We start from the raw sequence: 14,017 nt of genomic DNA, 5'->3' as shown, positions 1-14,017 counted from the left end.
TGAAGTGAATAAAAAAGGCCATAGAACTTTAAGTTTTATGGCCTTTTACATCATTAAGGTTAATTAAACCACCTTGGTTTTACCAGGTACTGCATGTGGATATAAGCCATCTGCATTTGGAAGTACTTTTGGCATGGCATCCCAAGCATAAGTATCAGGCATAAGGTCAATTTCTGAATTAAAGGCCTCATCCCAAGTAATTTCCTTACCTGAATAAGTCGCATTTCTACCTAAGATAGCTGTCATGGTACTCATAGCGGACCTAGTAGCATCTTCGTATTTGTATTCACCATTTACAATAGCAGCAAATAGCTTATTATGTTCCTGTTGGTAGGGGTTGATATTTCCTTTGCCATCATGGTCATAAAGTTCGCTACCATCTAATCCCCAAATTTTACCTACATTACCCGCATTCATATAGGCACGGCCCTTGGTCCCAATAAAGGATTCATCTACCTTATTATCTGCCCCAGGGAAATGACGGCATTCACTGTTGATAATTGTACCATCAGCATAGGTCAATCGAATGGTATGGTGATCAAAAATCTCACCGGTATCCAATCCCGTACGCACCATTCTTCCACCAGTTCCTTCTGCTTTTACAGGATAGCCTCCTTTTACCCAGTTAGCAATATCCAAATTATGAACATGCTGTTCTGTGATATGGTCGCCGCATAACCAGTTGAAATAATACCAGTTTCTCATTTGGTACTCCATTTCAGTTTGGCCTGCTTGTCTGGCACGGGTCCATACACCGCCACCATTCCAATATACATGGCCACCTACCACATCTCCAATAGCACCGTCTTGAATTCTTTTGATTGTTTCTATATAATTGTCCTGGTATCTTCTCTGAAGACCTACTACCACATTCAGTTTTTGCGCTTTGGCCTTTTCTGCTGCGGCTATTACTCTGCGAATACCATTGGCATCAACTGCCACTGGTTTCTCCATAAATACATGTTTGCCTTGCTTGATAGCTTCTTCAAAGTGTATTGGCCTAAAACCAGGAGGTGTGGCCAGTAATACTACATCCGCCTCCTTAATGGCCTTTTTATAGGCATCAAAGCCCACAAACTTTTTATCTTCAGGTACCTGTACTTTCTCTGGTCCTATTTTTTTTGACAAGGCATTATAGCTATCGTCCAGTCGATCTCTAAAAGCATCGGCCATAGCCACCAATTTAATATTTTGGTCTGTGCCAAAAGCCTGGAAGGCTGCCCCCGTTCCTCGTCCTCCGCAGCCAATTAAGGCTATTTTTATTTCATCTGTTCCAGCAGCATAAGCTCCTGGAAGGCTAAAAGGACTGATCATTGCACCACCGGTAATTAATGCTGTGGTTTTCAAAAAATCCCGTCTGTCGTTTTTCTCTTTAAGGTTCATCGTATTTTTAGGTTTAATTATTAATAGTCATCAATTGGTGCTTGGTTATAATATGCCATGATTTCTTCTTTTGAAGGAGTTTCCAATGGCCTAACCACCCTGATACCCAAAAATGGCGCTTCAGGAAACCACCATTGACTTTTGGGAATTTGAGGATCAATTTGTTTCCATTCTGGAGTAGAGGCAAAGCGGTTACTGCTTCTCAGTTCTACTGCTTCACTGATATAGCTACCTCCTCGTATTGCCCTCGGGTATAATTCTTCGGTTGTTTCTTGAGGATTGGCCACAGCTCCTTTTGATTCAGGATAATTAGGTACATAAGCATCCCCAGTCCACTCCATTACATTGCCATAAATATCATACAATCCCCATGGATTAGCTTTTTTCTGGCCGATTTTATGAGTGCTTTCTTCCGAATTTTCGGCATACCAAGCGTAATCTCCTAATTTACTGCTGTCATCTCCAAAGAAAAAAGCCGTTTCAGTGCCAGCCTTGGCAGCATATTCCCATTCTGCTTCTGTAGGTAGTCTATAAAAAACTCCTGTTTTAGTATATAACCATTTGCAGAACTGAATGGCTCCATACTGTGTCATTCCAATGGCGGGCATTTCTTCCTTCCCCATGCCAAAAGTCATGTCCAAATAAGGTGTTGAGGGTCGGGTCAAACCATCTACTTCAGGACTAAGTGCTTTTTCACTTACTGAAGCCTCATAATTTTTGTTTAGAAACAATTCAAAAACATCCCAAGTGACTTCATGCGTGCCCATCCAAAAAGCATCAATTTTAACATTTCTTTGAGGACCTTCATCGGCTTCCCTGCCCTTCTCCGAGCTCGGACTCCCCATGACATATGTTCCTGCAGGTATCGGTGTGAGACCAAAGGCTAATTGGGTATTGGGTATTTCTTGTTGATAGGCCTTAAAATCAACAGAATTAATCTTGGCTTTATCCTGACTTGGTAAAACGCTACCGGCCAATATTGCTGCCAAAATGAATTTATTAATCAACATATAGCTTGTACTTTTAATAATATTTGGCTCACAATATAATAACTATTTATAATATCAGTTACCCATTCATATAAATAATAAAGGAAATTGAGTGTGAGGATATTTGGGAGTGTTTTGAAGGTTTCCCGTCCATATTATTAAAACGTTCTAACCACGGACAGGAAACCTCGCATTAAAAATAACATTCTAGTTTTTTCTATTATTTTCCATTGAATCTTATCTTCTGACCTGAAACTGTCTGTATATAATATTCATAAAAATCATTTTTATTCTGATTTGCCAGATCACCATTGAAATGATTAAGCGGATCGCCAGGGTGTATAGGCTCCAGCAATGGATTACTTTGTCTTTCAATGAACTTAAGCGTTTCATTAAAATGTAAAGGAGTTTTGCTTCTGATAGGTAATACTCCTCCTGAATGGGCTGTAATACAGCCATTTTTTAACTGATTCCCAGACCATTCCAGGTCTACCTCAAAGCCCCCCCTGGCCTTCAGTCCAGTTATTTTACCGGATTTCCACGGTTTAGGCAAGGCAGGTAATAAATGAATGGCTCCATCATGGCTTTGTAAAAGCATTTCTGCAATACCAGCTGTGGCACCAAAATTACCGTCAATTTGGAAAGGTGGATGTGCATCAAATAGGTTGGTATAAGTTCCACTCCTGCTAGCACCTTTTTCTCCATCTTTAACTAAACTCAATAGGTTAGTCAATAACTGAAGAGATTTATCTCCCTCATATAGTCTGGCCCAAATATTGACCTTCCATCCCATGGACCAGCCCGTCGCCTGATCACCCCTCCTTTCCATGGATTTTTTTACGGCTGCAGCTAATTCCGGCGTGTCTGTCCAGTTAATTTGATTTCCCGGATGAAAACCATATAGATGGGAAATATGTCTATGCTTTGGGTCTTGTTCCTCAAAATCAAATTGCCATTCCTGTAGTTGTCCATATTGACCAATTTGGTAAGGTAGCAGCTTTTCCAATTTGGCATTGATTTCTTCACTTAGTTCTGATTCCAAATCTAGTAAGCTACAAGCTTCCAAATACCGGCTAAATGACTCCCGAATAATCGCCATATCCATCGTAGGTCCAGGGCTTTGGGTAGAGATTTCCTTACCCCTGAAGATAAATTTGTTTTCGGGGCTATGTCCCACTGGTGTGACCAGATAGCCTTCTTTATTAGGGACTAACCAATCTTTGTAGAACAATACGGCCCCTTCCAATAATGGAAAGATTTCAGTTTTCAAAAATGTTCTATCAGCACTATAAAGGTAATGCTCCCATTTGTGGCTCATTAACCATCCAGCTACCATAGGCCAAAATGAACATTCACACATATCAACAGGCTCAGCATGTCTCCACACCGTCATATTGTGATTTCCCAACCATCCTTGGTTACCGAACATCTGTTTGGCCGTTTCCTGACCATTGATCGCCAATTCGTCAATTGCTGTAAAGAGTGGTTCTTGGCATTCAGATAAATTGGTCATCTCGGCAGGCCAATAGTTCATCTCCAAATTGATATTCATGGTGTAGGCACTGGCCCAGGGTGGGATGACCTTATCGTTCCATATACCTTGCAGGTTGAGGGGTTGACCTCCAGGTCTGGAACCTGAAATCATCAAATATCGGCCAAATTGGAAATACAAACCTACCAAAGATTGGTCTTTGCCATTGGAAAACTGGAGTAATCGCTGATCTGTAGGAAGCATGGATTGCTTAGTTTGCTTATCCAGTTTGATTTTTACCCGATCAAATAACTGCTGATAATCATTGGTATGCGTTTCCAAAAGTGAGGCATAACTTTTGTTCTCTACAGCCTTTAAAAAGCCTTTGGATTTAGCTTCCTCATCTATCCCTTCCCGCACGGGAGATTTATCAAAGCCATTATAGCTGGTAGCAGCGGATATTAAGAAAACCACTTCATCAGCTCCTATTACTTTTATACTGCCATTTTCTGAAAGGATCTTTCCTCCATTTATCTTTGTCTCTATGCGTGTATCAAAGGCCATTCCTAAGCCAAATACATCTTCATCATACATGACTTGACTAGCTCCGGGCTTGACATTGCCATTCATGTCAAAAATCTCCGGATATTTGTGTTGGTCTCCAATATGCTGCACCGTTTGAAGGGACCTTCTCAGGGCAATACCAGGAGCCTTGCCCTGCAGGACCAATTGATTTTCATCATTGAATACTTTTTCTGTGGGCTTATGTGGAGTAGAGAGTTTTAGTTCACATGTAATGGCTGCTTGTTTATCCGCAGATAGCTTTACGGCAATCAAATGATCTGGATAGCTGGCAAAATACTCCCTTGTATAGTTTACACCTCCCTCTAGGTAGCTTACTTTGACAATAGACTGGGCCAAATCCAAGCTTCTCTTGTAGTTCTTTATTTCTCTTTTATGATCAAAATCTATCCAAACATCTCCCATAGGCTGAAAGCACTGCTGTGCCCTTCCCAACCAATCTTTTTTGATAATATCCTGCGCCTCTCCATATTCCCCAGACTCCAATAAAGCCATAACTTCAGGGTAGCGCTTACGCACATTGATGCTCTTAAAGGTAAAATCAGGATCTCCAGAATACAAAGTTCCTTCATTCAATTGAATACGTTCCTGCTCTACACCACCAAAGACCATAGCCCCCATATAGCCATTTCCAATAGGGATGGCCTCCGTCCATTCTTTTGCAGGTTGATTATACCAAACGGTTAAATCTTGATCATTTATTTGAATTTGTGATTTATCTTGGGCAAAGCCATAGAGGTTGATCAGGCAAAAGAGGCCCTGAAAAAAAAAGAACTTGGTAAATAGTTTCATTGGACAATTGGATTCATAAATATGCAATAAATAAAATCTCAACTTTATCTTACCCCAGAGATTTGAAAGATTATTCCCTTGGGCATAAAGCATCGATTCTAAAAAATAAAACTACACTCTATGCATGGATAATTACAATTGATTATTATCCAAAACTAATATTATCTTTTCATGGTTCGAAAAAGAAAAGGCCACTTCACCCATTGGGTAAAGTGGCCTTTTTTATCATGATCAATACTGCTTAAAACACCTCACTCGCTACCTTATACACTGTACTAGCTTTACTCATGGTATAATAATGTAAACAAGGAACACCAAATTCAATCAGCTCTTTGCTTTGCTGAATGGCCCATTCAATACCAACTTGCTTAACATCTGCATTGGTTTTACATTTTTCCAGTTCATTCATTAATGGGTCTGGAAGATCTAGGAAGAAAATACTTGGCAGCATGGTAATTTGCCTTAATGTAGTAATCGGTTTCAATCCAGGAATGATAGGCACATCAATACCAGCAGCCCTCACTTCCTTCACAAAGTCAAAATACTTTTCGTTATCGAAAAACATTTGCGTGACAATATATTCAGCTCCTGCATCCACTTTTGCTTTAAGGTATTTAAGATCAAATTTAAAGCTTGGTGCTTCAAAATGTTTTTCTGGATAACCTGCTACTCCCACACAAAAATCCGTTTGAAAACCGGTCTCAGTCTCTTCATGTAAGTATTTTCCATTATTCATACCGACTATCTGGCTTACCAGCTCATTGGTATAATTATGTCCATTTTCATCCGGAACAAATCTACCTTCGGACTTCGGGGCATCCCCTCTCAAAGCAAGGATGTTTTCTACTCCAATAAAATTCAGATCAATAAGGGCATTTTCAGTATCTTCTTTGGAAAATCCACCGCAAAGGATATGGGGTACTGCATCTACTTTGAACCTATTCATCAGGGCTGCACATATTCCTACAGTCCCGGGTCTCTTTCGGGTACTTACCTTTTCCAAAAGTCCGTTAGGATGCTTTTTATAAATGAATTCTTCCCTGTGGTACGTTACATCTATAAAAGGTGGGTTAAAGTCCATTAGAGGCGAAATCCCATCGAGCATTTCGTTGAGGCTTTGTCCTTTTAGAGGAGGTAATATTTCAAATGAAAAAAGGGTTTTCTTCGCTTGCTTAATGTGTTCGGTTACTTTCATTATTCTATATGGTTGTCATAAGACCTATTGGATATTTATCATCAGTTAAAATATCCAACAGGTCCACTGGTCAAAGCTAATCTTTATTGCATTACTGGATTCAGTTTTGGATTGTAGGCCAAATTAGGCGCAAGTAGTTTTTCTGCCTTTTCCTTAGATATTCCTTTTCTATGGGCATAGCTTACGACTTGGTCCTCGGCGATTTTTCCCAATCCAAAATATTTACTCTCTGGATGGCCAAAATAAAATCCACTTACGGATGAGGTAGGCAACATGGCAAAGCTATCCGTTAATGCAACTCCAATTTCCCCTGCCTCCAAAAGCTCAAATAGGGTGATTTTTTCTGAATGTTCAGGGCATGCAGGATATCCTGGAGCAGGTCTGATTCCGGCATATGCTTCTTTGATCAATGACTCATTGTCAAATTGTTCCGACTTGGCATATCCCCAGTAATTTTTTCGCACCTCTTCATGCATGTATTCCGCAGCAGCCTCAGCAAGCCTGTCGGCAAGGGCTTTTAACATAATTTCGTTATAATCATCCGTTTTGGCCTTGAATTCCTCTACCTTTTCATCCATCCTTAATCCGGCGGTAACGGCAAATCCACCAAAATAATCCACTTGATCCGGGTGAAGGTAATCTGCTAAAGACCGATTCGGAACCCCCTTACCTTTTTTGCCTTGTTGTCTAAGAAAATGAAAGGTGGTGGCTGTATCCTGATGGTGCTCATCCAGAATGGTAATATCATCACCTGATCTTCTGACTGGATATAAACCTATAACCGCCTTGGCATCCAACCAAGATTCATTAATGATCCTGTCCAGCATATCATTGGCTTCATTATATAATTTCAACGCCTGCTCCCCTACTACCTTATCTTTAAGGATTTTCGGGAATTTCCCGGCCAACATCCAAGTACTGAAAAATGGTGTCCAGTCTATATACTTTCTTAAGGTCTTAAGGTCAAGGTCAATCACCGTTCTTCCTAGCTTAGCAGGTGCTACGGGATTGAAACCTTGCCAATCAATAACTGTATGGTTGGCTTTTGCCTCTTCATAGGTAGCCAATTGTTTGGCTTCTTGTTTGGCTTGGTGAGATTCCCTCAATTCCTGATAAGTAGCTTTCATTTTTTGGTGAAAAGCTGCTTTAGTTTCTTCACTGATTACTTCACCGGCTACTGGAACAGATTTAGAAGCATCCATCACATGCACCACAGTGCCACTATATACCGGATCGATTTTTACAGCTGTATGGATTCTACTGGTGGTTGCTCCACCGATCAGCAATGGAATCTTCAATCCTTGGCGTTCCATTTCAGAAGCCACATTGACCATTTCATCCAATGAAGGGGTAATTAATCCGCTTAAGCCAATGATATCCACCTTGTTTTTAATAGCTTCATCGATGATTTTTTGGGCATCTACCATTACTCCCAAATCTATGATTTGGTAGCTATTACAGGCGAGCACTACGCCCACTATGTTTTTTCCTATATCATGGACATCACCCTTTACGGTAGCTAGTAAGACCTTTTTGATAGAACTGCTTCCCTCGTCGAAATCTGCATCACCTGCCTTAGGCATAAAGGGTTCCAAATAAGCTACTGCCTTTTTCATTACACGGGCAGACTTCACCACCTGTGGCAAAAACATTTTACCTGAACCAAAGAGATCCCCCACGACATTCATACCATCCATCAAAGGCCCTTCAATGACTTTTAGTGGACTATTAAGCTCCTGTCTGGCCTCTTCAGCATCTTGTTCTATAAAATCAATGATACCTTTCACCAAGGAATGTTCCATACGCTTGGCTACAGGATCTTCCCTCCATGCTTCACTTTTGACTTCTTTTTTCCCTGATGACTTGACCGTTTCCGCAAAATCCAACAATCTTTCCGTGGCATCATCCCGCTTGTTCCAAATGACATCTTCCACATGTTCCAGAAGATCCTTTGGAATATCATCATATATTTCCAGCATGCTTGGATTGACAATTCCCATATCCATTCCATGTTGGATAGCATGGTAAAGAAATACGGCATGCATAGCTTCTCTTACAGGATTATTTCCCCTGAATGAAAAGCTCACATTACTTACACCACCACTTACTTTAGCCCCAGGCAGATTTTCCTTGATCCACTGGGTGGCTTTGAAAAAGTCTATGGCATTGGTTTTATGTTCTTCCATCCCTGTGGCTACAGGGAATATATTTGGATCAAAGATGATATCCTGAGGGTTAAACTTGACCTTTTTTACAAGGATATCATAACTCCGCTTACAGATATCGATTCTTCTTTGGTAGGTATCAGCTTGGCCATCCTCATCAAAAGCCATTACCACTACAGCCGCTCCAAATTTCTTGATGACCTTGGCCTGGCTGACAAATTCTTCCTCACCATTTTTCAAACTAATGGAATTGACGATACCCTTACCTTGGATACACTTAAGCCCTGCAAGGATAATATTCCATTTTGAACTGTCAATAACTATTGGAATCCTGCTGATTTCAGGCTCAGAAGCCAAAAGATTAAGGTATTTTACCATGGCCGCTTCACCATCAAGCATCCCCTCGTCCATACAGACATCAAGTACCTGAGCACCGCCACGTACCTGATCCAAGGCCACTTCCAAAGCCTCGTCAAACTGTCCATTAAGAATTAATCTGGCAAACTTTTTAGATCCTGTAACATTCGTCCTTTCACCAATATTGACGAAATTCAATTCAGGGGTAAAAACCAAAGGCTCTAGCCCTGAAAGCTTCAAAAGATCATGTTTTTTATTATTGTCCATTCCCACTCTTCTTCTTATGCAAACGCTAGTTTTCTGGGTTCATATTTTTTACTGACTTCGGCAATCACCCTAATATGTTCGGGCGTAGTACCGCAACAACCACCCAAAATATTGATCAGGTCGTCTTTTAGGAATTCTTCCACTTGGTCCGCCATCTCGTGTGCTGTTTGGTCGTATTGTCCAAATTCATTGGGTAATCCTGCATTAGGATAGGCACTGACATAAAAAGGTGCCTTATCAGCCAAAACCTTAAGATATGGTCTTAGTTCTTTTGCTCCTAGGGCACAGTTCAGCCCAATACTGATCAAAGGTACATGTGACAATGAAATTAAAAAAGCCTCTGTAGTTTGCCCAGACAAGGTCCTTCCTGAGGCATCTGTAATGGTACCTGAGATCATGATCGGTATGCCCCCTTCATCAGGATCTAATGGAATGCCTTTTTCTTCATAGACTTCCTGAATAGCATATACGGCTGCTTTGGCATTCAAGGTATCAAATATGGTTTCCACCAAAAGTATATCCACACCTCCATCAATGAGCCCCCTGATCTGCTCTGCATATGCTTCTGCCAACTGATCAAAGTTTACCGCCCTGAAACCGGGATCATTTACATCTGGGGAAATTGAAGCTGTTCTATTGGTAGGTCCAATGGCACCAGCGACGAATCTTGGTTGATCGAGAGTTTTTTCTGAATAGGCCAATGCGACCTCTTTTGCTATTTTTGCTGAAGCTACATTTAATTCGTAAGCTAAATGAGAAAGGTCATAATCTTCCTGTGCAATAGAAGTACTGCTGAAAGTATTGGTCTCTAATATATCAGCACCGGCATCCAAATAGGCTTCATGGATCTGCTTGATCACATCAGGTCGACTGAGGGAAAGTAGATCATTATTGCCTTTTAATGATTTTGGGTGACTTTTTAGTGCTGCAGTTCTAAAATCATCCTCTTCCAATTGATACCGCTGTATCATGGTCCCCATGGCACCATCAAGGATCAAAATTTTCTTTTTAAGCTGCTGAAGTAATATATCCGTTCTAGTATTCATGCTCATTGTTATTCTAAAGCTTATATCGAGCAAGAACCGGAAGAAAAATGAAGCATTTATCTGCCGCTCATCTTTTCCTGTCTTACTCAGGATGGGAGTTAGCACCTTGGTATTGTTCAGGTTGCTAAGACGTCACTGGGCCCTTCCCTCGGTCTTTCTCGATAAGCAATCCCAAAGTTAACAGGAAAAGATGGAAAAAAATTGCAAAGAAGATATTTTATTTAGATTTCTATTTGACAACAGAAAAAATCGGTTTATTGGACTTAGGGTCTTATTCCCAAGCCGAATTGTAGAAAAGGCCCGGCCATATAACTGGACATGTTCACATCTGCCAACTTATAATTTGCCAAGGGGATTTCGTAGCCAGCTGTGATTGAGTACTTAAGTGCCAATTGTGATTTTTTGGAAAGGCTGGAAGCATAGGACAAAAAGACTTCAGGTTTTGCCATTAACCCTCCTTTTTTCAATTCCCCATCATATTCAGGAAGGTCTATCAAGCTAGGGAAATCCAATTTGTATTTATGCAATAATGAATACCTCAAAGAAGCGTAGCCCAATCCCCCCATCATCCCGAGTTCCCAGTTGTTCAAATCCAAAAGTTTGTGTCCTAAGTTGCCATACACCCTTGTACTACTCAAACTTTGATGGTAGGATGCATTGGCATCACCGCTTTGATTGGCATTATAAAGGTCCACACCATACATAAAGCCCCTGTTTTCTCCGACAATTTTCACACCGATATTGGTAGGCCAACCATCCAACTTTTGATACCCATTATTGACCAGGTAGTTATTGAGAGATTTGGGCTTGGTAAAATGAAATCCATAAAATAGGTTTAGGGCCAAAGTAGCATCCCGGTAGAAATAGTTGGATTCGGGCAAAGTAATGCCAGCCCCTATTCTAAGGAAGGGACCACTTTGTATATTGTCAAAGTTCATCCCTTTAATTTTCCATGATTCTTCAAATGGATTGAAAGAATATCCAAACTTGGCCGAAAGACTTATTACTTCTTCAGCCGACAACAAATCAAGGTCATAACCAAGTTCAAAACCAATTTCAGTCAGAAAACTCCCGAAATTCTCAGCCCCTTTGTTAACATCGTTTCTTCGCAATATAAAACCTTGGGCAGGGGCTGATAAAAAAGCATCCATTGATTCTGGGGCTTGGTCCTTGAGCATTTGGAAGTTCATATACCCCATGCCTATGGACATGAAATGAATGAGTTGTACTTTTCCCTCTTCAGTAAAGGCATATCCTACATTTAGAAATACCCTACTGGTCCGATAATCAATTATATAATCTCCATATTGCGTATTTAATCCATTATTTTGATAGATCTCTGTGCCAATAATAAAATCGTTAAACCTCGTCTGATAGCCGAGACCAAAACTTCGGTAACTACTTGAGATTTTCGAGTCTCCCCTATCTTCCAATAACTTATTAAAATCCAAAAGAGGTGCTCCTGATATACCATAGAAAAAATTGGCACTGGTCCTTTGGTACAAATTGCGCTGTTGGGCTAAAAGGCTGTTTCCCCACAGCAATAAAAGTATTATCGAAACTAAAGATCTTTTCATGTATAGATATTTCAACTCAAAATTAAAACTTTAATTAAGGATATGGCCATTTTGACCTCCAAAATCCCCGTGAAACGTGAATTACTATCAGGTCCCTAAATATCCTATAATGATCGCCAAGTATATTTCTGAGCAAATAAGCAAAAAAAGTGCCTTGAGGAAATGTAAAATGATGGATCAATTCTCATTATTTCAATTTATATTTAGCCTAGAGAAAGTAATAATTTTGAATCAATTAAAAGAAAAACAATGATTACTACTACAACACCACATATTGAAGGACATGAAATCAAAAAATATTGTGGAATAGTTTCAGGAGAGACCATTATTGGGGCAAATATTTTTAGGGACTTTTTTGCGGGTATTACTGATATTGTCGGAGGAAGGTCCGGAGCTTATGAAAAGGTACTGAAAGAAGCAAAAACTACCTCATTAAGGGAAATGGAAATGCAAGCTATGGCTTATGGAGCAAATGCCGTCGTTGGTGTGGATCTGGATTATGAAACAATTAGAGATGGCATGTTAATGGTTACGGCCAGCGGAACAGCCGTGATTACTGAGCCCAAATAAATCATAGTGCTGCTGTACATATCTTATATACAAACATGTACAGCAGCACTTTTTAGATGATTGGTATCAATGATTTTTATTTTCCAATACTGCCTTCAATTTTTCCTTGGTGGATTTTTTTATCACCTCGTTGCTTACAACACTTATTGGTCCGGATTTACAAAAATCCATGCATTTTGTTTTGACAATCTTATACTTACCCTTATGATCATCCAGTTTGGTCAAGTCCTTTATATCTTTCAATAGGCTCTTACAACCGTTTTTTTTACAGTCGGTTCCTGTACATACAAATATGAATTTTCGGAAAAGGGCCATAGTTAATTTGATACGAATTGTAATAATAAGCCACAAATATACGCACCATAAGTCCCAACGGCATAGCCAAATACAGCCAACAATACCCCAACTGGGGCTAAAGATGGATGAAAGGCTGAAGCTACAATCGGTGCTGAAGCTGCTCCCCCTACGTTGGCCTGGGAACCAACCGCTACAAAGAAGAAAGGTGCTTTTATAAGATACGCAATTATTAGCATTATACTGATATGAACAAGCATCCAAACTGCCCCAACAATAAACAAAGATGGGTTATCCAAAATGGCAAACAGATCCATTTGCATGCCTACTGTGGCGATCAGTACATACAATAAAACACTGCCCAAACGTGAGGCCCCCACTCCTTCCAAATTCCGTGCCTTGGTGAAGGACAAGATTAGTCCCCCTGAAGTAGCGATCACCACTATCCAAAAGAAAGTAGAATCCAGGGCATATTTTTGCAGCTGTGGATAATTGTTTCCTATCCAAGGCGCCACATAATCTGCTATCCAATGGGAAATTCCTGTAATCACAAAACCCACCCCCAATACTTTGAAGGTATCACCCATATTGGGGATTTTCATAATACTGCCCCGATATGCTTGTATATTTTTCTGTAGCTCTTCGATAGCTGAACTGTCAGCTTTGAATATCTTATCTATTTTTTGGGGATTTGCCGCCCAGAAAAGTAAAAATGCCAACCATAGATTGGCGATCACTACGTCCACGGCAATGACAGAACTGAACAGTTCAGGGCTAGCACCGAAGGTCTTGAGCATGGCCGTTTGGTTAGCACCACCGCCTATCCAGCTGCCTGCTACTGTAGCCAGACCTCTCCAAACCTCATCAGGACCAACCCCTCCTATAACGGAGGGATCAAAAATAGAAACTAATAAAACGGCAATAGGGCCACCCAGAATAATCCCCAAAGTTCCGGAAAGAAACATGATCAAGGCTTTGGGACCTAGTTTTATGATACCCTTGAAATCTATACTCAAGGTCAAGAGAACCAATGAAGTAGGCAATAAATACCTGGACGCGACCAAGTAAAGTTTGGATTCACTTCCTGAAATAATTCCTAAGGTATTGAAAATCGAAGGAAGAAAATAACAAAGAAGTACAGAAGGTACTACCCTATAAAACTTTTTCCAGAATGGTCTTTTACTGCTAGCTGTCCCAAAAACCAATGCTAAAATACCAAAAAGAAGACCTAGCACAACAGCATCATTGCTGATCAAAGGAGTAGATTCCTGCATGTATAATAAATTAAATGAATTTAAAGTACTACAAAACAAGCAAAAGCTAGCTTAA

The 14,017-nt window shown here is 40.3% G+C and carries 10 protein-coding genes and 1 riboswitch; of the genes, 1 reads left to right on the top strand and 9 read right to left on the bottom strand.

From position 1 onward, the window contains the following. Nucleotides 1-63: 63 nt before the first annotated feature. From KZP23_RS17490 to KZP23_RS17460, 7 genes are all read right to left on the bottom strand, one after another. Complete coding sequence (locus tag KZP23_RS17490) at nt 64-1,383, bottom strand: Gfo/Idh/MocA family protein (RefSeq protein WP_226333074.1); 1,320 nt, start codon at nt 1,381-1,383, stop codon at nt 64-66. Between the two features lie 20 nt (nt 1,384-1,403). Beyond that, on the bottom strand, nt 1,404-2,393 hold the full coding sequence (locus KZP23_RS17485; RefSeq protein WP_226333073.1) for a formylglycine-generating enzyme family protein: 990 nt from the start codon (nt 2,391-2,393) through the stop codon (nt 1,404-1,406). A 199-nt stretch (nt 2,394-2,592) separates the two neighbouring features. Next, entirely contained in the window at nt 2,593-5,217 is a 2,625-nt protein-coding gene (locus KZP23_RS17480) for a glycoside hydrolase family 95 protein (RefSeq protein ID WP_226333072.1), read from the bottom strand. 241 nt (nt 5,218-5,458) lie between these two features. Next, nucleotides 5,459-6,412 (bottom strand): methylenetetrahydrofolate reductase [NAD(P)H], encoded by a 954-nt coding sequence (gene metF, locus KZP23_RS17475; protein WP_226333071.1) that lies wholly within the window; start codon nt 6,410-6,412, stop codon nt 5,459-5,461. An 83-nt stretch (nt 6,413-6,495) separates the two neighbouring features. After that, nucleotides 6,496-9,201, bottom strand: a complete 2,706-nt coding sequence (gene metH, locus KZP23_RS17470) for a methionine synthase (RefSeq protein ID WP_226333070.1) — start codon at nt 9,199-9,201, stop codon at nt 6,496-6,498. Nucleotides 9,202-9,215: 14 nt separating this feature from the next. Next, nucleotides 9,216-10,247, bottom strand: coding sequence for a homocysteine S-methyltransferase family protein (locus KZP23_RS17465; protein ID WP_226333069.1), 1,032 nt, complete (start codon nt 10,245-10,247; stop codon nt 9,216-9,218). 64 nt (nt 10,248-10,311) lie between these two features. Then, a riboswitch (SAM riboswitch) is annotated at nt 10,312-10,415 on the bottom strand. A gap of 95 nt (nt 10,416-10,510) precedes the next feature. Next, nucleotides 10,511-11,824, bottom strand: coding sequence for a hypothetical protein (locus tag KZP23_RS17460; protein WP_226333068.1), 1,314 nt, complete (start codon nt 11,822-11,824; stop codon nt 10,511-10,513). A gap of 249 nt (nt 11,825-12,073) precedes the next feature. Between KZP23_RS17460 and KZP23_RS17455 the strand changes: the two genes are divergently transcribed. Then, nucleotides 12,074-12,394, top strand: coding sequence for a YbjQ family protein (locus tag KZP23_RS17455; RefSeq protein ID WP_186757728.1), 321 nt, complete (start codon nt 12,074-12,076; stop codon nt 12,392-12,394). A gap of 66 nt (nt 12,395-12,460) precedes the next feature. Here KZP23_RS17455 and KZP23_RS17450 read toward each other — a convergent pair whose 3' ends face one another. Beyond that, nucleotides 12,461-12,709: a (2Fe-2S) ferredoxin domain-containing protein gene (locus KZP23_RS17450; protein WP_226333067.1), complete on the bottom strand. Its 249-nt coding sequence runs from the start codon at nt 12,707-12,709 to the stop codon at nt 12,461-12,463. 2 nt (nt 12,710-12,711) lie between these two features. Continuing rightward, nucleotides 12,712-13,962, bottom strand: coding sequence for a DUF819 family protein (locus KZP23_RS17445; protein WP_226333066.1), 1,251 nt, complete (start codon nt 13,960-13,962; stop codon nt 12,712-12,714). Between the last annotated feature and the right edge of the window lie 55 nt (nt 13,963-14,017).

The organism is Echinicola marina, from assembly GCF_020463795.1.
In the GTDB taxonomy this organism is placed as follows: Bacteria; Bacteroidota; Bacteroidia; order Cytophagales; family Cyclobacteriaceae; genus Echinicola; species Echinicola marina.
Note: the sequence above shows the minus strand (reverse complement) of the source record. Positions and strands in the feature narration are given on the sequence as shown.

What these genes read in the sequence shown, in the direction of transcription:
- KZP23_RS17490 (WP_226333074.1), bottom strand. Translation starts at nt 1,383, where the DNA reads ATGAACCTTAAAGAGAAAAACGACAGACGGGATTTTTTGAAAACCACA.
- KZP23_RS17485 (WP_226333073.1), bottom strand. Translation starts at nt 2,393, where the DNA reads ATGTTGATTAATAAATTCATTTTGGCAGCAATATTGGCCGGTAGCGTT.
- KZP23_RS17480 (WP_226333072.1), bottom strand. Translation starts at nt 5,217, where the DNA reads ATGAAACTATTTACCAAGTTCTTTTTTTTTCAGGGCCTCTTTTGCCTG.
- metF (WP_226333071.1), bottom strand. Translation starts at nt 6,412, where the DNA reads ATGAAAGTAACCGAACACATTAAGCAAGCGAAGAAAACCCTTTTTTCA.
- metH (WP_226333070.1), bottom strand. Translation starts at nt 9,201, where the DNA reads ATGGACAATAATAAAAAACATGATCTTTTGAAGCTTTCAGGGCTAGAG.
- KZP23_RS17465 (WP_226333069.1), bottom strand. Translation starts at nt 10,247, where the DNA reads ATGAATACTAGAACGGATATATTACTTCAGCAGCTTAAAAAGAAAATT.
- KZP23_RS17460 (WP_226333068.1), bottom strand. Translation starts at nt 11,824, where the DNA reads ATGAAAAGATCTTTAGTTTCGATAATACTTTTATTGCTGTGGGGAAAC.
- KZP23_RS17455 (WP_186757728.1), top strand. Translation starts at nt 12,074, where the DNA reads ATGATTACTACTACAACACCACATATTGAAGGACATGAAATCAAAAAA.
- KZP23_RS17450 (WP_226333067.1), bottom strand. Translation starts at nt 12,709, where the DNA reads ATGGCCCTTTTCCGAAAATTCATATTTGTATGTACAGGAACCGACTGT.
- KZP23_RS17445 (WP_226333066.1), bottom strand. Translation starts at nt 13,962, where the DNA reads ATGCAGGAATCTACTCCTTTGATCAGCAATGATGCTGTTGTGCTAGGT.